We start from the raw sequence: 19,410 nt of genomic DNA on the forward strand, positions 1-19,410 counted from the left end.
CCGTGGCATCCGCGGGATCCGCCGCCCCCGGCCCGGCCGCGCAGCTCGCCGTCCGCGTCATCCCCTGCCTCGACGTGGCCGCCGGCCGCGTCGTCAAGGGCGTCAACTTCCTCGACCTGCAGGACGCGGGCGATCCCGTCGAGCTCGCGCGCCTCTACTACGAGCAGGGCGCTGACGAGCTCACGTTCCTCGACGTCACGGCCACGGTCGAGGACCGGTCCACCATGTACGACGTGGTGAGCGCCACCGCCGAGCAGGTCTTCATCCCGCTGACGGTCGGCGGGGGAGTACGAAGCGCCGACGACGTGGCCCGCCTGCTCGCGAACGGCGCCGACAAGATCGGCGTCAACAGCGCGGCCATCGCCCGCCCCGACCTCCTGGGCGAGATCGCCGACCGGTTCGGCGCGCAGGTGTGCGTCCTCTCGCTCGACGTGACGCGCGGCGACACGGAGTCCGGCTTCGTCGTCACCACGCACGGCGGCCGCACGCGCACGACCATCGACGCCGTCGCCTGGGCCCGAGAGGCCGTCGAGCGCGGCGCGGGCGAGCTGCTCGTCAACTCCATCGACGCCGACGGCACGCGCGACGGCTTCGACCTCGAGCTCGTGGCCGCCATGCGCGCCGCGAGCCGCGTGCCCGTCATCGCCTCGGGCGGCGCGGGCGAGCTCGACCACTTCGCGCCCGCGATCGAGGCCGGCGCCGACGCCGTGCTCGCCGCGAGCGTCTTCCACTCCCGCCGGTTCACGATCGGCGACGTCAAGGGCGCCCTCCAGGACGCCGGTCAGGTGGTCCGACGATGAGCGCAGCGGCGTCCCTCCCCGACGTGGACGGCATCCTCGCCCGCGCCTCCTTCGCCGACGACGGGCTGCTGCCCGCCGTGATCCAGCAGCACGACACGCGCGAGGTGCTCATGCTCGGCTACATGGACCGCGAGGCGCTCCGCCGCACGCTCACCACCGGCCGCGTGACCTTCTGGTCCCGCTCCCGGCGCGAGTACTGGCGGAAGGGCGACACCTCCGGGCACGGCCAGTACGTGCGCGACGCGGCCCTCGACTGCGACGGCGACACGGTCCTCGTCCAGGTCGACCAGGTAGGAGTGGCCTGCCACACCGGCACGCGCACCTGCTTCGACGCGGACCACCTCCATCCCGTCACGGGCGCGCGCCCCGCCGCCGACGAAGGGCCCACCCCATGAGCGAGACCCCGCGCCCCGCCGCGCCGTCCGTCCCCGCATCCAGCACCACCACCCGGGAGGCGTTCGGCGACCTGGCCGTCGACCACCGCGTGATCCCCGTGCTCCGCGAGGTCTTCGCGGACGGCGAGACGCCCGTCGGCGTCCACCGCAAGCTCACCGCCGGCCGCCCGGGCAGCTTCCTGCTCGAGTCCGCCGGCCAGGGCGGCATCTGGACCCGCTTCTCGTTTGTCGGCGTCTCGTCGTTCGGCGTGCTGACGCAGCAGGGCGACGAGGCCCGCTGGCTCGACTACGGCATGGACGCGCGCCGCGCCCTCGGCGACGACGCGCCCGACGGGCCGCTCGCCGCCCTCGCCGCCCTCTACGCGCGGTGGGAGACGCCGCGCATCCCGGGCATGCCGCCCCTCACCGGCGGCCTCGTCGGCTTCATCGGCTGGGAGGCCGTGCGGCAGATCGAGCGCCTGCCCGACCGCCCGCCCGCCGAGGTGCCCGTGCCCGGCCAGGCGCTCAGCTTCGTCTCCGAGCTCGCCGTGCTGGACCACCGCCGCGGCACCGTCACGCTCGTCGCCACCGCCCTCAACGACGGCGTCGACGACGCGGACGCCATGTGGGCCGACGCGCAGGCGCGCCTCGACCGCATGCAGGCCGACCTCGCCCGGCCGTCCGAGACGTTCCTCGCGGAGGTGGACCTCCAGGCGCAGCCGTCCGCGACGCTCCGCACCGAGCCCGCCGACTTCCACGAGGCCATCGCGCGCAGCAAGCACCACATCCACGAGGGCGACGTCTTCCAGGTCGTCGTCTCGCAGCGGTTCGACCAGCCCACGACGGCCGAGCCGATCGACGTGTACCGCATCCTGCGCGTGCTCAACCCGAGCCCGTACATGTACCTGCTCACGCTCGTGGACGCGGACGGGAAGCCGTACTCCATCGTCGGATCCTCGCCCGAGGCGCTCGTCACCGTCACCGACGACCACGTCTACATGCACCCGATCGCCGGGTCCCGCCCGCGCGGCGCGACCGTCGAGGAGGACGTGGCGCACGAGGAGTCGCTCCTCGCCGACCCGAAGGAGCGCGCCGAGCACCTCATGCTGGTGGACCTCGCGCGCAACGACATGCTCAAGGCGTGCGCGCCGGGATCCGTCGAGGTCACCGAGTTCATGCGCGTCGAGCGGTTCAGCCACATCATGCACCTGGTCAGCTCGGTCGAGGGTACGCTCCGGCCCGGCGTCTCGAGCATCGACGTCTTCCGCGCGACGTTCCCGGCCGGCACGCTCTCGGGCGCGCCCAAGCCGCGCGCGCTGCAGATCATCGACGAGCTCGAGCCCGCCCAGCGCGGCGTGTACGGGGGAGTGGTGGGCTACTTCGACTTCGCGGGCGACGCGGACCTCGCCATCGCTATCCGCACGGCCACCATCGTGGACGGCATCGCGCACGTGCAGGCCGGCGGCGGCATGGTCGCCGACTCCGACCCGGACGCCGAGTACCTCGAGTCGCAGAACAAGGCCGCCGCCCCGCTGCGCGCCGTGGCCGTCGCCGAGGCCATGCGGCGCGTGCGCTGATGCGCGTCACCCGCCGCACGAAGTCCCTCGCCCTCCTGCTCGTCCTCGCGACGAGCGCCGCCACGTTCCTCGGCTGGTCGCAGGACTGGTCGACGCTCCGCATCGGCGGCCAGGCGCCGACGCTCGTGCCCGTGGCGGGCAGCGTCGCCGCCCCCGCGCTCAGCGCCCTCGCGCTCTCCAGCCTCGCCCTGGCCGGCGCGCTCGCCATCGCGGGCCGCGTGCTCCGCGTGGTGCTCGGCATCCTGCAGGCGCTCATCGGCGCGACGGTGGCGCTCACGGCGTTCGCCGCGACCGCGGGGCCCGTCCCGGCGGGCGAGGCCGCGGTCACGGCCGTCACGGGCGTCGCGGGCTCGTCGGCCGTGGCGGAGCTCGTCGACGGATGGACCACGACACCCTGGGGTCCGGTCACGCTGGTCGCGGGCGTCGCGTCGGCGCTGACGGGCGTCTTCGTCGCGGTCACCGGCCCGCGCTGGCCCATCCGCCGGTCCCGGTACGACGCGCCCGACCAGTCGCCTGCCCGCCGGATCGTCCCGCGCGAGGACCCGGTGGCGGCCTGGGACAGCCTGAGCGGCGGCGCGGATCCCACCCGCCGCGAGGCCGGCGACGCGGACGACGCCCCGCCCGGCACGGCCGCGTGAGGGTCGACTGACGTCCCCGCCCGCCCTCCCCGAGCCGACGACCGACCCGACGCCGCCGGGTAGACTCGATCCGTCCCGATCGCACGACCCCCGAGGAGCACGCATGTCCACAGAGTCCGCAGAACCCGGCCACGGCAACTCGCCGGCGGCCTGGACGGCTGTCGTCATCATGCTCGTCGCGTTCACCGTCGGCACCATCGCCTTCTGGTTCGCCATCGAGCCCGTCGTATGGGCCTCGGCGGTCCTCGCGATCCTCGGCTGGATCACCGGCGGCGTCATGAAGAAGCTGGGCTTCGGCGTCGGCGGGCACCGCACCGTCACGCACGCGAAGGCGCACTCCTAGATGCTGGGCGACCTCCTCGCCGGCGCCCTCGAGGACGCGGCCGCACGTCGCGAGACCCGTCCGCTCACCCAGGTCGAGGCCGAGGCGCTCGCGCGTCCCGCCGCCCTCGACGCGCTCAGCGCGCTCGCCCCGGCCGACCGCGTGAAGATCATCGCCGAGGTCAAGCGCTCGAGCCCGTCGCGCGGCGCCCTCGCCGAGATCCCCGACCCCGCGCTCCTCGCATCCCGCTACGAGACCGGCGGCGCCAGCGCCATCAGCGTCCTCACCGAGGGCCGGAAGTTCCGCGGCTCGCTGCAGGACCTCGAGCAGGTGCGCGACACCGTCTCCATCCCCGTGCTCCGCAAGGACTTCATCGGCGAGCCGTACCAGGTGCTGGAGGCGCGCGCCTCGGGTGCCGACCTCGTCCTCCTCATCGTCGCGGCCCTCGACCAGAAGACCCTCGTCGAGCTGCACGCGCTCGTGGGCGAGCTCGGCATGACCGCGCTCGTCGAGACGCACTCGGCCGAGGAGGTGTCCCGCGCGCTCGACCTCGGCGCGCAGGTCGTCGGCGTCAACGCCCGCAACCTCACCACCTTCGAGCTCGACCGCGACCTCTTCGGCAGCCTGGCCGACTCCATCCCCGCGGGCGTCGTGCGCATCGCCGAGTCCGCGGTGACGACCGCCGACGACGTGGCGCACTACCGCCGCGCGGGCGCCGACGTCGTCCTGGTGGGCGAGGCGCTCGTCACGGGCGATCCCGTCCGCACGCTCTCCGAGTTCCTGGACATCCGCGCATGACCGACCTGCGCAGCGTCACCGGTCCGTACTTCGGCGAGTTCGGCGGGCGCTACGTCCCGGAGTCCCTCGTCGCCGCCCTCGACGAGCTGTCGGCGGCGTGGGAGGAGCTCAAGGTCGACCCCGCCTTCATCGAGGAGCTCCGCGAGCTGCACCGCAGCTACACGGGCCGCCCGTCGCTCATCACGGAGGTGCCGCGGTTCGCCGAGCACGCCGGGGGCGCGCGCATCATCCTCAAGCGCGAGGACCTGAACCACACGGGCTCGCACAAGATCAACAACGTGCTGGGCCAGGCGCTCCTCACGAAGAAGATCGGCAAGAAGCGCATCATCGCGGAGACGGGCGCGGGCCAGCACGGCGTCGCGACCGCCACCGCGGCGGCGCTCTTCGGCCTCGACTGCGTCATCTACATGGGCGAGGTCGACACCGAGCGCCAGGCGCTCAACGTCGCCCGGATGCGCCTGCTCGGCGCCGAGGTCATCCCGGTCCGCTCGGGGTCGCGCACGCTCAAGGACGCCATCAACGACGCCATGCGCGACTGGGTCACCAACGTCGAGACCACGAACTACGTCTTCGGCACGGTCGCGGGACCGCACCCGTTCCCGGCGATGGTCCGCGACCTGCAGAAGGTCATCGGCGAGGAGGCCCGCGAGCAGGTCCTCGCGCTCACCGGCCGCCTGCCCGACGCCGTCGCGGCGTGCGTCGGCGGCGGATCCAACGCCATCGGCATCTTCCACGCGTTCCTCGACGACGCCGACGTGGCCCTCTACGGCTTCGAGGCCGGCGGCGACGGCGCGGACACCCCGCGCACGGCCGCCACCATCACCAAGGGCCGTCCCGGCATGCTGCACGGCGCGCGCAGCTACCTCCTGCAGGACGAGGACGGCCAGACCATCGACTCGCACTCGATCTCCGCCGGCCTGGACTACCCGGGTGTCGGCCCGGAGCACTCGTGGCTGTCGGACCTCGGCCGCGCGTCGTACCGTCCCGTCACGGACGACCAGGCCATGAGCGCGCTGCGCCTGCTCAGCCGCACCGAGGGCATCATCCCCGCCATCGAGTCCGCGCACGCCCTCGCCGGCGCGCTCGAGCTGGGCAGGGAGCTCGGCCCGGAGTCGATCATCCTGGTCAACCTCAGCGGCCGCGGCGACAAGGACATGGAGACCGCGGGCAGGTACTTCGACCTCATCGACGCCGGGGCGGAGCAGTCGTGACCGCGGCAGCGCACGCCGCCGCGCCCACCGGCAGTCCCGTCGAGCGCACCATCGCGCTCCGTCGCGAGCAGGGATCGGGCGCCCTCGTCGGCTACCTCCCCGTCGGCTTCCCCGACGTCGCCACTAGCATCGAGGCGGCCGTCGCGCTCGTCGAGAACGGCGTGGACGTCATCGAGCTCGGCCTCCCGTACAGCGACCCCGTCATGGACGGCCCCGTCATCCAGCGCGCCACGCAGACGGCGCTCGCGCAGGGCTTCCGGCTCCGCGACGGCTTCGACGCGCTGCACGCGATCACGCAGCGCGTCGACGCCCCCGTCCTCCTCATGACCTACTGGAACCCCGTCGTGCAGTACGGCGTGGAGCGCTTCGCGGACGACATCCTCGCCGCGGGGGGCGCCGGCCTCATCACGCCGGACCTCATCCCGGACGAGGGCGCCGACTGGCTCGCCGCCTCCGAGCGCACGGGCCTCGACCGCGTCTTCCTCGCGGCGCCGTCCTCCAGCGAGGCCCGCCTGCACCAGGCGGTCGAGCGCAGCCGCGGGTTCGTGTATGCGGTCTCGACCATGGGCATCACGGGCGCCCGGCAGGACGTCGACCAGGCCGCGCGCGGGCTCGTGTCGCGTCTGCGTGACGCCGGCTCCACGAGCGCCTGCGTGGGCATCGGGATCTCCACCGGCGACCAGGTGCGCGAGGTGCTCGACTACGCCGACGGCGCCATCGTCGGGTCCGCCCTCGTGGCGGCCCTCGCCGACGGTGGCGTGCCCGGGGTCGCCCGCGCCGCGGCCGATCTCGCGCGGGGAACCGCGCTACAGTAGCCCCCGGCCCGCGGTCCCGCCGCGCCCGCCGAATCCCCTGCGAAAGTGAGCGCCATCCGTTGTTCGACCCGATGAGCATCCCCAGCCCGGATCCGTCCGACACCCGGTTCGACGTCACGGCGTGGCTCCAGGGCTTCGGCATCGACCTGCCGCTCACCTTCGTGATCCACGCGTACGCCGTGTGCATCCTGGTCGGCATCCTCATCGCCGCGTTCCTCACGAACCGCCGCCTCGTGGCGCGCGGCGTCGAGTCCGGCACGGTCATCGACTTCACGCTGTGCGCGCTCGTCCTCGGCATCGTCGGCGCCCGCGCGTTCCACGTGCTCACCCACCCCGGCGACTACTTCTACGAGGGCGCGAACCTGTGGCGCGTGCTCTACGTCTGGGAGGGCGGCATCGCCATCTTCGGCGCCCTCATCGGCGGCGCGGTGGGCGTGTGGCTCGGCTCCAAGTGGACGGGCGTCCGCTTCTGGACCTTCGCCGACGCGCTCGCCCCCGGCCTCCTCCTCGCGCAGGCCGCGGGTCGGATGGGCAACTACTTCAACCAGGAGCTGTTCGGCACGCCCACCACCCTGCCGTGGGGCCTCGAGGTCGACCCGACCAACGCCGCGTTCCCGGCCGGGCTGCCCGCGGGCACGCTGTTCCACCCCACGTTCCTGTACGAGATCGTGTGGAACATCGCGGGTGCGGTGGTCATCATCCTGCTCGGCCGCGCCGTCCGCCTCCAGTGGGGCCGCGGCCTCGCCGTGTACCTCATGTGGTACGGCCTCGGGCGCATGGTCTTCGAGTCGATCCGCATCGATCCGAGCGAGATCTTCTTCGGCGTGCGCACCAACGTCTGGGCCGCCTTCCTCGCGGTCGCGATCGGCCTCGTGCTCTTCCTCGTGCAGACCCGGCGCCACGTCGGCAGCGAGCCGGGTCCGTACCTGCCGGGTCGCACCCCGGATGACGTAAGCGCCCGCGCGAAGGCGGGCCGCGACGGCGAGGTAGCATCGGTGTACACGGATTCGGATTTCGCCGACGTCGACGACGATCGGGCATCCACCGGGTCGGACTCCCACGCTCTCCCCGCCACAAGCGGACGCGGCGCCTAGTCCCCAGCGCGGGCACCCCCGCGGTCACCGCCTCCTCCTCCCGCGAGGCGGTCCCCACCACAGGGCCAGCGACGTCCCTCCGCAGTGCATCTAGGACGGTTCCCATGGCGTTCTCCTCCACCTCCCCTCCCGGCGGGTCGTTTCCCGCGAAGCAGGGCCTCTACGACCCGGCGTTCGAGAAGGACGCCTGCGGCCTGGCCATGGTGGCTACCCTGCGCGGCACCCCCGGCCACGACATCATCGTCAACGCGCTCGACGCGCTCCGGAACCTGGAGCACCGCGGTGCGATCGGATCCGACGCGGGCACGGGCGACGGCGCCGGCATCATGACGCAGATCCCGGACGCGTTCCTCCGCGGGGTCGTCGGCTTCGAGCTGCCGGCCAAGGGGGAGTACGCGGTCGGCATGGCGTTCCTGCCGACGGACGACGCCGAGCGCGAGGAGCTGCAGGCCGGCATCGAGCGCATCGCCGGCGACGAGCGCCTGCGCGTCCTCGGCTGGCGCGAGGTGCCGGTGGACCCGTCGCACCTCGGCAACCTGGCGCGGAAGGCCATGCCGGCGTTTCATCAGTTGTTCCTGGCCTCCGACGCCCCGCGGCCCGAGGACCGCCCGTCCGGGCTCGCCCTCGACCGCCTGGCGTTCCGGCTGCGCAAGCGCGCGGAGCGGGAGCTCGGCGCGTACTTCATCTCGCTCTCCTCGCGCACCCTCGTCTACAAGGGCATGGTCACGACGCTCCAGCTGGAGCCCTTCTACCCCGACCTCTCCGACGAGCGCTTCGCCACCAAGCTCGCCATCGTGCACTCGCGGTACTCCACCAACACGTTCCCGTCGTGGCCGCTCGCGCAGCCGCTGCGGATGATGGCGCACAACGGCGAGATCAACACGGTGGCGGGCAACCGCAACTGGATGCGCGCGCGCCAGTCCCAGCTCGAGTCGGAGCTGCTCGGCGACCTCGCGCCCCTGCTGCCCATCGTGACGCCGGGCGCGAGCGACTCCGCCTCCTTCGACGAGGTCCTCGAGCTCCTCAGCCTCAGCGGCCGCAGCCTGCCGCACGCGATGATGATGATGGTCCCCGAGGCGTGGGAGAAGCAGACCGACATCGACCCGGTCCGCCGCGACTTCTACGAGTACCACTCGATGGTCATGGAGCCGTGGGACGGCCCGGCCGCCCTCACCTTCACCGACGGCACGCTCGTCGGCGCGACCCTCGACCGCAACGGACTGCGCCCGGGCCGCTACCTCGTCACGCACGACGGCCTCGTGGTGCTCGGCAGCGAGATCGGCGTGCTCGAGATCGACCCCGCGCGCATCATGCGGAAGGGCCGCCTGCGCCCCGGCAAGATGTTCCTCGTCGACACCGAGGCCGGCCGCATCATCGAGGACGACGAGATCAAGTCCGAGCTCGCCGCCAGCGCGCCCTGGGGCGAGTGGCTCCGGAACCGCATCCACCTGGCCGACCTGCCGGAGCGCGAGCACGTCGTGCACACGCCCGCGTCCGTCGTCCGTCGCCAGCGCACCTTCGGCTACACGGAGGAGGAGGTGCGGATGCTCCTCATGCCCATGGCGAAGGTCGGCGCCGAGCCGCTGGGCGCCATGGGCTCGGACACGCCCATCGCGGTGCTCTCGCAGCGCCCGCGCCTGCTGTTCGACTACTTCACGCAGCAGTTCGCGCAGGTCACGAACCCGCCGCTCGACTCCATCCGCGAGGAGGTCGTCACCAGCCTCCGCCTCGGCCTGGGGCCGCAGCGCAACCTCCTCGACGCCGGGCCCGAGCACACCAAGCAGGTCGTGCTGGACTTCCCCGTCATCGACAACGACGAGCTGGCCAAGGCCATCCACATCGACCACCGGCCGGGCAGCCGCACCACCACCATCGTGAGCGGCCTCTACCGCGTCGACGACGGCCCGCTCGCCATGCAGAAGCGCATCGACGCCATGTGCGACGAGGTCGACCGCGCCATCGCGCACGGCGCGCAGTTCATCGTCCTGTCGGACCGCGACTCGAACCGCGACCTCGCCCCCATCCCGTCACTGCTCATGATCGCGGCGGTGCACCACCACCTCATCCGCAAGCAGACCCGCATGAAGGTCGGCATCGTGGTCGAGGCCGGCGACGTGCGCGAGGTGCACCACATCGCGCTGCTCATCGGCTACGGCGCCTCGGCGGTCAACCCGTACCTGGCGATGGAGTCCTGCGAGGACCTGGTCCGCAGCGGCATGCTCACGGGCGTGACGCCGGAGAAGGCCACGCGGAACCTCATCAAGGGCCTCGGCAAGGGCGTCCTCAAGATCATGTCCAAGATGGGCATCTCCACGGTGTCCTCGTACGCCGGCGCGCAGTGCTTCGAGGCCGTCGGCCTCTCGCAGGGGCTCGTGGACCAGTACTTCTCGGGCACCACGACGCGCCTCGGCGGCGTCGGCATCGACGTCATCGCGGCCGAGAACGCCGCGCGCCACCGCAGCGCCTACCCGACCGACGGCGCGGTGCTCTCGCACGAGCGCCTGCAGACGGGCGGCGAGTACCAGTGGCGCCGCGACGGGTCCCCGCACCTGTTCAACCCGGACACGATCTTCCGGCTGCAGCACGCCACGCGCACGTGCCGGTACGACATCTTCCGCGAGTACACGTCCATGGTCGACGCGCAGTCGAAGGACCTGATGACCCTCCGCGGCATGTTCCGGCTGCGGACGGGCATGCGCCCGCCCGTGCCGCTCGACGAGGTCGAGCCCATCAGCGACATCGTCAAGCGCTTCTCCACGGGCGCGATGAGCTACGGATCCATCTCCGAGGAGGCGCACGAGACGCTCGCCATCGCGATGAACCGGCTGGGAGCCAAGTCGAACACGGGCGAGGGCGGCGAGAACGTCGAGCGCTTGCTCGACCCCGAGCGCCGCAGCTCCATCAAGCAGGTCGCGTCCGGGCGGTTCGGCGTCACGAGCATGTACCTCACGCACGCCGACGACATCCAGATCAAGCTCGCGCAGGGCGCCAAGCCCGGCGAGGGCGGCCAGCTCCCGCCCGGCAAGGTCTATCCGTGGGTGGCGCGCACGCGCCACGCGACCGCGGGCGTCGGCCTCATCTCCCCGCCGCCGCACCACGACATCTACTCGATCGAGGACCTCAAGCAGCTGATCTTCGACCTCAAGCGCGCGAACCCGTCCGCCCGGATCCACACGAAGCTCGTCAGCCAGTCGGGCATCGGCGCGGTGGCCGCGGGCGTCGCGAAGGCGCTGAGCGACGTGATCCTCGTCTCGGGCCACGACGGCGGCACGGGCGCGAGCCCGGTCAACTCGCTCAAGCACGCGGGCACGCCGTGGGAGCTCGGCCTCGCCGAGACGCAGCAGACCCTCCGCCTCAACGGCATGCGCGACCGCGTGGTCGTGCAGGTCGACGGGCAGATGAAGTCCGGCCGCGACGTCATCGTCGGCGCCCTGCTCGGGGCCGAGGAGTTCGGCTTCGCGACGGCGCCGCTCGTCGTCTCGGGCTGCATCATGATGCGCGTCTGCCACCTCGACACCTGCCCCGTCGGCGTCGCCACGCAGAACCCGGAGCTGCGCAAGCGCTTCCCCGGCAAGGCGGACCACGTCGTCAACTTCTTCGAGTTCATCGCGCAGGAGGTTCGCGAGCACCTGGCCGCGCTCGGCTACCGCTCGCTCGACGAGATCGTGGGTCGCAACGACCTGCTCGGCGTCGAGGACGCGGTGGACCACTGGAAGGCGTCGGGGCTCGACCTCGCGCCGATCCTCGTGGGCCCGACGTTCGCGGACGACGAGCCCCGCAAGCACGCCCGGTCGCAGGACCACGAGCTCGAGGACCACTTCGACAACGAGCTCATCCGCCTCAGCCGCGACGTGCTCGACCACGGGGGCCGTGTCGAGATCGACCTGCCCGTGCGCAACACCGCGCGCGCGGTCGGCACGATGCTCGGCCACCTCGTCACGAAGGCGCACGGCGAGGACGGGCTGCCGACGGGATCCATCGACGTCACCCTGCGCGGGTCGGCGGGCCAGTCCTTCGGCGCGTTCATGCCCGCGGGCATCACGCTGCGGCTCGTCGGCGACAGCAACGACTACCTCGGCAAGGGCCTCTCGGGCGGCGACATCGTCGTGCGCCCCGATGCCAAGGCCGGCTTCCCCGCGGAGGAGAACGTCATCGCGGGCAACGTCATCGGCTACGGCGCGACGCAGGGGACCATGTTCATCCGCGGCATGGTGGGGGAGCGGTTCCTCGTGCGCAACTCCGGCGCCACCGCGGTCGTCGAGGCCGTGGGCGACCACGCGCTCGAGTACATGACGGGCGGGCTCGCGCTCGTGCTCGGCGGCACCGGCCGGAACATCGGAGCCGGCATGTCGGGCGGCACGGCCTACGTGCTCGACCTCGACCGCGACCGCATCAACACCGACGCCCTCGCGTCGGGCGAGCTCGAGCTGCACCCGCTCGGGAGCGCCGACGTCGAGATCGTGCTCGACCTCCTCCGCCGGCACCTCGCCGAGACCGGATCCACCGTGGCCGAGCGCCTGCTCGCCGACCCGGAGACCTCCATGGAACGCTTCACCAAGATCCTGCCGCGGGACTACGCGGCCGTCCTCGCCACCCGCCAGACCGCGGTCGACGAGGGCCTCGACCCCGACGGCGACGTCGCCTGGAAGCGCATCCTGGAGGTGACCGGTGGCTGACCCCAAGGGCTTCCTCAAGGTGACGGAGCGCGAGCTCCCCAAGCGCCGACCCGTCTCGGTGCGCCTCATGGACTGGAAGGAGGTGTACGAGCAGCAGGAGCGCGGCGAGCTCGTGCGCCAGGCCGGCCGGTGCATGGACTGCGGCATCCCGTTCTGCCACCGGGGCTGCCCGCTGGGCAACCTCATCCCGGAGTGGAACGACCTCACCTGGCGCGGCGAGGGCCGCCAGGCCATCGAGCGCCTGCACGCCACGAACAACTTCCCGGAGTTCACGGGACGGCTGTGCCCCGCGCCCTGCGAGAGCTCGTGCGTGCTCGGCATCAACCAGCCGCCCGTGACCATCAAGCAGGTCGAGGTGTCGATCATCGACGACGCCTTCCAGAACGGCTGGGTCGAGCCGCACCCGCCGGAGCGCCTCACGGGCAAGACCGTCGCGGTCGTGGGATCCGGTCCCGCCGGCCTCGCCGCCGCCCAGCAGCTCACGCGCGCCGGCCACACGGTCGCGGTGTTCGAGCGCGACGACCGCATCGGCGGCCTGCTGCGCTACGGGATCCCCGACTTCAAGATGGAGAAGCGCCACCTCGAGGCTCGCCTCGCGCAGATGACCGCCGAGGGCACCCGCTTCCGCGCGGGCGTGGACATCGGGAAGGACATCACCTGGTCCGACCTGCGCCTGCGCTACGACGCGGTCGTGGTCTGCACGGGCGCGCTCGTGCCCCGCGACCTCGACATCCCGGGCCGCGACGTCGACGGGGTCCACTTCGCCATGGACTACCTGCGCCAGTCGAACCACGCGACGGCGGGCGACCAGGTGCCCGAGCAGATCCACGCGGAGGGCAAGCACGTCGTCGTCCTCGGCGGCGGCGACACGGGCGCGGACTGCATCGGCACCGCGCACCGCCAGAAGGCGGCCTCGGTCACCAACCTCGCCATCGGCCAGCAGCCGCCGTCGGAGCGACGCCCCGATCAGCCGTGGCCGACGTACCCGACGCTCTTCGAGGTGTCGAGCGCGCACGAGGAGGGCGGCGAGCGCCAGTACCTCGCCACCACGGTCGAGTTCCTCAAGGACGACGACGGGCACGTCCGCGCCGTCCGCGTCGCCGAGACGGAGTTCCGCGACGGCCGCCGCGTGCCGAAGTCGGGCACCGAGCGCGAGATCCCCGCCGACCTCGTGCTCCTCGCGCTCGGCTTCACCGGCCCCGAGAAGGACGCCCTGGAGAGCCAGCTGGCGGTCCCGTTCGACGACCGCGGCAACGTCGCGCGCGGCGAGGACTACCAGACCGACCAGGCCGGCGTCTTCGTCGCGGGCGACGCGGGCCGCGGCCAGTCGCTCATCGTCTGGGCCATCGCGGAGGGACGTTCAGCGGCCTCCGCCGTCGACCGGTACCTTGAGGGGGACACGGAGCTCCCGTTCCCGGTCCGTCCCACGGACCGCGCTCTCTCCATCTGACCCGGACGCCGCCCTCGGCGCGCGACCGCGACCACTCACCCGAACCGCGTCCGTGTGCGACGCAGAAACGCGAGACAGACAGAGCATGACCAGACGAGCGAAGATCGTCGCGACCCTCGGGCCCGCGACCAGCTCCTACGAGAGCATCCGCGCCATCATCGACGCCGGCGTGGACGTGGCCCGGATGAACCTGAGCCACGGGACCTACGACGTCCACGAGGGCATCTACTCCACCATCCGGAAGGCCGCCGACGACGCGGGCCGCGCGGTCGCGGTCCTGGTCGACCTGCAGGGCCCGAAGATCCGGCTCGGCAAGTTCTCCGACGGCCCGCACGACCTGGCGTTCGGCGACACCTTCGTCATCACGGTCGAGGACATCCTCGGCACCAAGGACATCTGCTCCACCACGTACAAGGGCCTCCCGGGCGACGTGAAGCCGGGCGACCCGCTGCTCATCGACGACGGCAAGGTCACCCTCCGCGTGGTCTCCACCGACGGCACCCGCGTCACGACCACGGTCGAGGTGGCCGGGGCGGTCAGCAACAACAAGGGCATCAACCTCCCGGGCGTCGCGGTCAACGTGCCCGCGCTCTCCGGGAAGGACGAGGCGGACCTCCGCTGGGGCCTGCGCCTCGGCGCCGACCTCATCGCGCTGAGCTTCGTCCGCGACGCCTCGGACATCGTCCGCGTGCACGAGATCATGGACGAGGAGGGTCGCCGCGTCCCCGTCGTCGCCAAGGTCGAGAAGCCGCAGGCCGTGGACGCGCTCGAGGAGATCGTCGACGCCTTCGACGCCATCATGGTCGCCCGCGGCGACCTAGGCGTCGAGCTCCCGCTCGAGGCCGTGCCGATCGTGCAGAAGCGCGCGGTCGAGCTGGCCCGCCGCAAGGCGAAGCCCGTCATCGTCGCCACGCAGATGCTCGAGTCCATGATCACGAGCCCCCGCCCCACGCGCGCGGAGGCCTCCGACTGCGCCAACGCGGTGCTCGACGGTGCCGACGCGCTCATGCTGAGCGGCGAGACGAGCGTGGGCGAGTTCCCCGTCGTCACCGTCAAGACGATGGCGCGCATCATCGAGTCCACCGAGGAGCACGGGCTGGAGCGCATCCCCAAGCTCGGCACGCGTCCGTTCACGCAGGGCGGCGCCATCACGCTCGCGGCCGCCGAGGTCGCCGAGTTCGTCGAGGCGAAGGCCCTCTGCGTCTTCACCGAGTCGGGCGACTCCGTGCGCCGCATGACGCGCCTGCGCAACGGCATCCCGATCTTCGCGTTCACGCCGAACGAGGGCATCCGCCGTCGCCTCGCGCTGTCGTGGGGCGTGCAGACCTACCTCGTGGAGCCGGTCACGCACACCGACCAGATGTTCCACCAGGTCGACGAGGTGCTCCTCGCGGAGGGCCTCGCGGAGGTCGGCCAGAAGGTCGTCGTCATCGCCGGGTCCCCTCCCGGGATCGCGGGCTCCACGAACGAGCTGCGCGTCCACGTCGTCGGCGACGCCGTGAACGAGGCGGCTCCCGCGTACGAGAAGTAGCGCGATCATGCGGGGGCACCGGCCCCCGCTGACGTGCGAGAGGGCGGGCGACCATGTGGTCGCCCGCCCTCTCCGTGTCCCTCGCGGGATGCGGTGCCGGATGTGGGACTCGAACCCACACGCCCTCACGGACAGAGCATTTTGAGTGCTCCGCGTCTGCCATTCCGCCAATCCGGCGCACCCCGGTCGACCCGGGATCCTGCGGTCTTCCGCCGTCCCGGCGCGCACCGGCCCGCCCGACGATACCGTAGGCTCCTATCCGTGAGTGACCAGGAAACAGCCCCCGCAGCCCCCCGCCGTGTCGTCGTCGCCGAGGACGAGTCGCTCATCCGCCTCGACATCGTGGAGACCCTGCGCGACAACGGCTTCGAGGTCGTCGGCGAGGCGGGAGACGGCGAGACCGCCGTCGCGCTGGCCACCGAGCTCCGGCCCGACCTCGTCATCATGGACGTCAAGATGCCCCAGCTCGACGGCATCTCCGCGGCCGAGCGCCTCAACCGCAACCACATCGCCCCCGTCGTCCTCCTCACGGCCTTCAGCCAGAAGGACCTCGTGGAGCGCGCGGGCGAGGCCGGTGCGCTCGCGTACGTCGTCAAGCCGTTCACCCCGAACGACCTGCTCCCCGCGATCGAGATCGCGCTGGCCCGCTACGCCCAGATCATCACGCTCGAGGCCGAGGTGTCCGACCTCGTCGAGCGCTTCGAGACCCGCAAGCTCGTCGACCGGGCCAAGGGCCTGCTCAACGAGAAGATGGGCCTCACCGAGCCCGAGGCGTTCCGCTGGATCCAGAAGGCGTCCATGGACCGCCGCCTCACCATGCACGACGTGGCGCAGGCCATCATCGAGCAGCTGAGCGCCAAGAAGGCCTAGCCGCCGCCGAGCGCGTCGCGCGGGACGCGGGACGCGGCGCGCGGGTCAGCGCCGCGGGCGCTCGCGGATGATGTTGGTGATGCGCACGGTCGAGAGCCGGCGTCCCTCGTCGTCCGTCATGACGATCTCGTGCGTCGTGAGCGTGCCGCCCAGGTGGATCGCCGTGCAGGTGCCGGTGATCGTGCCGGATGAGGCGGACCGCGTGTGGCTCGCGTTGAGCTCGATGCCGAACGCGACGCGATCGGGGCCGGCGTGGACGTTCGCGGACATGGAGCCGAGCGACTCGGCGAGCACCACGTACGCGCCGCCGTGCACGACGCCGTAGGGCTGCGTGTTGCCCTCCGCGGGCATGGTCGCGACGGATCTCCCGGGGCTCAGCTCGTGGAAGACGATGCCCATCTTCGCGGCGAGCGCGCCCACGTCCTGGGGCTGGCGGACGAGCCGCGCGCCGATGTCGTCCTCGGGTGCGGGCTGGGTCATGGGGGATCCTCCAGGGCCGGTCGGACGTCGGGAGCCCTCTATAGGCTGGACCCGTGCCGAACACGGAAAAGCCTACCCTCCTCGTCATCGACGGCCATTCCCTGGCGTTCCGGGCCTTCTACGCCTTGCCGGCGGAGAGCTTCCAGAACCGCGAGGGGCAGCACACGAACGCCGTGCACGGCTTCATCGCGATGCTCATCAACCTCCTGCAGAAGGAGAAGCCCACGCACGTGGGCGTCGCGTTCGACATCTCGCGCTTCTCGTTCCGCACGCGCGAGTACCCGGAGTACAAGGGCACGCGCGGCGAGACGCCCGTGGAGTTCACCGGGCAGGTGCCCCTGCTCGAGCGGGCGCTGAAGACCATGAACATCCCCACCCTCACCAAGGAGGACCACGAGGCGGACGACATCCTCGCGACCCTCGCCACGCAGGGTCGCGAGCAGGGCTTCCGGGTGCTCGTGGTCTCGGGCGACCGCGACGCCATCCAGCTCGTCAACGACGACGTCACGCTGCTCTACCCGTCCACGCAGGGCGTCTCCCAGCTCACGCGCTACGACGCGGAGAAGGTGTTCGAGAAGTACGGCGTGCAGCCCGGGATGTACCCGGACATCGCGGCGCTCGTGGGGGAGACCAGCGACAACCTCATTGGCGTCGACAAGGTCGGCCCGAAGACCGCGGTCAAGTGGCTGAACCAGTACGGATCCCTCGACGCGGTCCTCGAGCACCGCGACGAGATCTCCGGCAAGGTCGGCGACAACCTCCGTGCGCAGTACGAGAACGTCATCCGCAACCGCCGCCTCAACCGGCTGCTCACCGACGTCGAGCTGCCGCTCGGCCCGGCTGACCTCGAGCGCAAGCCCATCGACGAGCCCGCCCTCCGCGAGGTGTTCGCGGTGCTGGAGTTCAAGCAGCTGCTGGACCGGGTGCTGAAGCTCGAGGGATCCGGCGCCTCGGCATCCAGCGAGGGCACGCCCGTCGGCGCGGTCGAGCAGGAGCCGTCCACCGCCCCGGCCGCCCCGCGACCGCAGCAGCTGCTCGACGAGGAGCTCGCGAAGTGGATCGAGAGGCAGAGCGCGGCCTCGCTCCACGGCCTGGGCCTCACGGTCGAGACGCAGGACGGGAAGCCCGTCGGCTTCGGGCTCGCGAGCGCCACCGAGGCGGTGACCCTGCCCTGGCAGGAGGGCCGCGCGGACTACGCGCCGTTCGAGCGCTGGCTCGCGAGCGACGCCCCGAAGATCATGGCGGACGCCAAGGTCCAGGTGAAGGCGATGCGCCGCGCCGGCCTCGCCGTCTCCGGCCTCGCCTTCGACGTCCTCGTGGCCGGGTGGCTGCTGCGGCCGGGGTTCACCGACAAGACGCTCGGCGATCTCGTCAGCCGGTACCTCCTGGAGGACCTGCCGCAGCCCGACGCGAACCAGCTCGTGCCCGAGACGGAGGCGCTCACGGCGCCCGTCGAGGCCTGGTACACGCTCCGGGTCGAGCACGCGCTGCGCGAGGTGCTCGACGAGCGCACGCTCGGCGTCATGGTCGACATCGAGATGCCCACGCTCCTCGTGCTGGTGGAGATGGAGCTGCGCGGCGTCGCCACCGACCGCGCCGGGCTCGCCGAGCTGTCGGCGCAGCTGCAGGAGCGCATCACCGACCTCGCCCAGCGCGCCTTCGCCGAGATCGGCAAGGAGATCAACCTCGGGTCGCCGAAGCAGCTGCAGGAGGTCCTCTTCGACCAGCTCGCCATGCCGAAGACGCGCGCGAACAAGACCGGCTTCAGCACCGACGCCGGCGCGCTGGCCGACCTGCAGGCGTCGAACCCGCACCCGTTCCTCGACCTGCTCCTCGAGCACCGCGACGCGAGCAAGCTGCGGCAGATCATCCAGACCCTCGAGCGCGGCATCGGCGAGGACGAGCGGATCCACACCACCTACGTGCAGACCGGCACCACCACCGGCCGCATCTCCTCGAACGACCCGAACCTGCAGAACATCCCCGTGCGCACCGAGGAGGGCCGCCGCATCCGCAGCGCCATCCGCGTGGGCGAGGGCTACGAGACGCTGCTCACGGCCGACTACTCGCAGATCGAGATGCGGATCATGGCGCACCTCTCCGGCGACGCGGGTCTCATCGAGGCGTTCGCGGCGGGGGAGGACCTGCACCGCTTCGTCGGCTCCCGCATCTTCGGCGTGGAGCCCGCGGACGTCAGCCCCGAGATGCGCACCAAGGTCAAGGCCATGAGCTACGGCCTGGCCTACGGCCTCAGCGCCTTCGGCCTGTCGAAGCAGCTGCGCATCCCGTCGTCCGAGGCGAAGCAGCTCATGACCGACTACTTCGCCCGCTTCGGCGCGGTGCGCGACTACCTCCGACAGGTCGTGGAGGAGGCGCGCGCGGCCGGCTACACGGAGACGATCTTCGGCCGTCGCCGACCGTTCCCCGACCTCAACAGCCCGAACCGCGTCCTCCGCGACAACGCCGAGCGGGCCGCGCTCAACGCGCCCATCCAGGGGTCCGCGGCCGACATCATGAAGATCGCGATGATCCGCATCGAGGCCGACATGCGCGAGCGCGACATGGCGTCGCGCATGCTCCTGCAGGTGCACGACGAGCTCATCCTCGAGGTCGCCCCGGGGGAGTGGGACGCCCTCGAGGCCATCGTCACGGACCGCATGGCGCACGCCGCCGACCTCCGGGTGCCGCTCGAGGTCCAGGTGGGCCGCGGCGACTCGTGGGCCGCCGCCGCGCACTGACCCGCGGATCCGCTCGCCCATCCCCCAGCACGAGGA

Annotated in this window: 15 protein-coding genes and 1 tRNA gene; 14 read left to right on the forward strand and 2 right to left on the reverse strand. The window is 72.0% G+C overall.

Annotated elements, in window-relative coordinates; genetic code table 11:
* The first annotated feature begins 2 nt into the window (after positions 1-2).
* From hisF to pyk, 12 genes are all read left to right on the forward strand, one after another.
* Positions 3-800: an imidazole glycerol phosphate synthase subunit HisF gene (hisF, locus tag B5P21_RS08135; RefSeq protein WP_045528164.1), complete on the forward strand. Its 798-nt coding sequence runs from the start codon at positions 3-5 to the stop codon at positions 798-800.
* Entirely contained in the window at positions 797-1,195 is a 399-nt protein-coding gene (gene hisI, locus B5P21_RS08140) for a phosphoribosyl-AMP cyclohydrolase (protein ID WP_045528163.1), read from the forward strand. Before hisF ends, hisI begins: the two co-directional genes overlap by 4 nt.
* Positions 1,192-2,751 (forward strand): anthranilate synthase component I, encoded by a 1,560-nt coding sequence (locus tag B5P21_RS08145; RefSeq protein WP_045528161.1) that lies wholly within the window; start codon positions 1,192-1,194, stop codon positions 2,749-2,751. The genes hisI and B5P21_RS08145 overlap by 4 nt, the downstream gene beginning before the upstream one ends.
* Positions 2,751-3,389 (forward strand): Trp biosynthesis-associated membrane protein, encoded by a 639-nt coding sequence (locus B5P21_RS08150; RefSeq protein ID WP_045528159.1) that lies wholly within the window; start codon positions 2,751-2,753, stop codon positions 3,387-3,389. Before B5P21_RS08145 ends, B5P21_RS08150 begins: the two co-directional genes overlap by 1 nt.
* 103 nt (positions 3,390-3,492) lie before the next feature.
* Positions 3,493-3,732, forward strand: coding sequence for a DUF6704 family protein (locus B5P21_RS08155; protein WP_015490434.1), 240 nt, complete (start codon positions 3,493-3,495; stop codon positions 3,730-3,732).
* Positions 3,733-4,509, forward strand: coding sequence for an indole-3-glycerol phosphate synthase TrpC (gene trpC, locus B5P21_RS08160; RefSeq protein WP_045528158.1), 777 nt, complete (start codon positions 3,733-3,735; stop codon positions 4,507-4,509). It abuts the gene before it with no gap.
* On the forward strand, positions 4,506-5,720 hold the full coding sequence (gene trpB / locus B5P21_RS08165; RefSeq protein ID WP_045528156.1) for a tryptophan synthase subunit beta: 1,215 nt from the start codon (positions 4,506-4,508) through the stop codon (positions 5,718-5,720). Before trpC ends, trpB begins: the two co-directional genes overlap by 4 nt.
* The gene (gene trpA, locus B5P21_RS08170; RefSeq protein ID WP_015490431.1) at positions 5,717-6,535 is read left to right on the forward strand and encodes a tryptophan synthase subunit alpha; all 819 of its coding nucleotides are present in this window, start codon (positions 5,717-5,719) and stop codon (positions 6,533-6,535) included. Before trpB ends, trpA begins: the two co-directional genes overlap by 4 nt.
* 71 nt (positions 6,536-6,606) lie before the next feature.
* Positions 6,607-7,629, forward strand: coding sequence for a prolipoprotein diacylglyceryl transferase (gene lgt / locus B5P21_RS08175; protein ID WP_045528153.1), 1,023 nt, complete (start codon positions 6,607-6,609; stop codon positions 7,627-7,629).
* Between the two features lie 104 nt (positions 7,630-7,733).
* The gene (gene gltB / locus B5P21_RS08180; protein ID WP_094171017.1) at positions 7,734-12,305 is read left to right on the forward strand and encodes a glutamate synthase large subunit; all 4,572 of its coding nucleotides are present in this window, start codon (positions 7,734-7,736) and stop codon (positions 12,303-12,305) included.
* On the forward strand, positions 12,298-13,755 hold the full coding sequence (locus B5P21_RS08185; protein WP_045528149.1) for a glutamate synthase subunit beta: 1,458 nt from the start codon (positions 12,298-12,300) through the stop codon (positions 13,753-13,755). Before gltB ends, B5P21_RS08185 begins: the two co-directional genes overlap by 8 nt.
* Before the next feature lie 85 nt (positions 13,756-13,840).
* Positions 13,841-15,286 carry a pyruvate kinase gene (pyk, locus tag B5P21_RS08190; RefSeq protein WP_045528147.1) on the forward strand — a complete coding sequence of 482 codons (1,446 nt, stop codon included), beginning with the start codon at positions 13,841-13,843 and terminating at the stop codon, positions 15,284-15,286.
* A 94-nt stretch (positions 15,287-15,380) separates the two neighbouring features.
* Here the strand turns inward: pyk and B5P21_RS08195 are convergent.
* Positions 15,381-15,463, reverse strand: a tRNA-Leu gene (locus tag B5P21_RS08195).
* An 84-nt stretch (positions 15,464-15,547) separates the two neighbouring features.
* Between B5P21_RS08195 and B5P21_RS08200 the strand changes: the two genes are divergently transcribed.
* Positions 15,548-16,156 (forward strand): ANTAR domain-containing response regulator, encoded by a 609-nt coding sequence (locus B5P21_RS08200; RefSeq protein WP_045528145.1) that lies wholly within the window; start codon positions 15,548-15,550, stop codon positions 16,154-16,156.
* 45 nt (positions 16,157-16,201) lie between these two features.
* On the opposite strand, the gene B5P21_RS08205 is transcribed toward B5P21_RS08200, so the two are convergent.
* Positions 16,202-16,636, reverse strand: coding sequence for a PaaI family thioesterase (locus tag B5P21_RS08205; protein WP_045528143.1), 435 nt, complete (start codon positions 16,634-16,636; stop codon positions 16,202-16,204).
* 53 nt (positions 16,637-16,689) lie between these two features.
* On the opposite strand from B5P21_RS08205, the gene polA reads away from it, so the two are divergent.
* Entirely contained in the window at positions 16,690-19,374 is a 2,685-nt protein-coding gene (gene polA, locus B5P21_RS08210; RefSeq protein ID WP_045528141.1) for a DNA polymerase I, read from the forward strand.
* Positions 19,375-19,410 lie beyond the last annotated feature (36 nt).

Origin of the sequence: Clavibacter michiganensis subsp. insidiosus (assembly GCF_002240565.1) — a bacterium.
GTDB lineage: Bacteria > Actinomycetota > Actinomycetes > Actinomycetales > Microbacteriaceae > Clavibacter > Clavibacter insidiosus.

What these genes read in the sequence shown, in the direction of transcription:
- hisI (WP_045528163.1), top strand. Translation starts at nt 797, where the DNA reads ATGAGCGCAGCGGCGTCCCTCCCCGACGTGGACGGCATCCTCGCCCGC.
- B5P21_RS08145 (WP_045528161.1), top strand. Translation starts at nt 1,192, where the DNA reads ATGAGCGAGACCCCGCGCCCCGCCGCGCCGTCCGTCCCCGCATCCAGC.
- B5P21_RS08150 (WP_045528159.1), top strand. Translation starts at nt 2,751, where the DNA reads ATGCGCGTCACCCGCCGCACGAAGTCCCTCGCCCTCCTGCTCGTCCTC.
- B5P21_RS08155 (WP_015490434.1), top strand. Translation starts at nt 3,493, where the DNA reads ATGTCCACAGAGTCCGCAGAACCCGGCCACGGCAACTCGCCGGCGGCC.
- trpC (WP_045528158.1), top strand. Translation starts at nt 3,733, where the DNA reads ATGCTGGGCGACCTCCTCGCCGGCGCCCTCGAGGACGCGGCCGCACGT.
- trpB (WP_045528156.1), top strand. Translation starts at nt 4,506, where the DNA reads ATGACCGACCTGCGCAGCGTCACCGGTCCGTACTTCGGCGAGTTCGGC.
- lgt (WP_045528153.1), top strand. Translation starts at nt 6,607, where the DNA reads ATGAGCATCCCCAGCCCGGATCCGTCCGACACCCGGTTCGACGTCACG.
- gltB (WP_094171017.1), top strand. Translation starts at nt 7,734, where the DNA reads ATGGCGTTCTCCTCCACCTCCCCTCCCGGCGGGTCGTTTCCCGCGAAG.
- pyk (WP_045528147.1), top strand. Translation starts at nt 13,841, where the DNA reads ATGACCAGACGAGCGAAGATCGTCGCGACCCTCGGGCCCGCGACCAGC.
- B5P21_RS08205 (WP_045528143.1), bottom strand. Translation starts at nt 16,636, where the DNA reads ATGACCCAGCCCGCACCCGAGGACGACATCGGCGCGCGGCTCGTCCGC.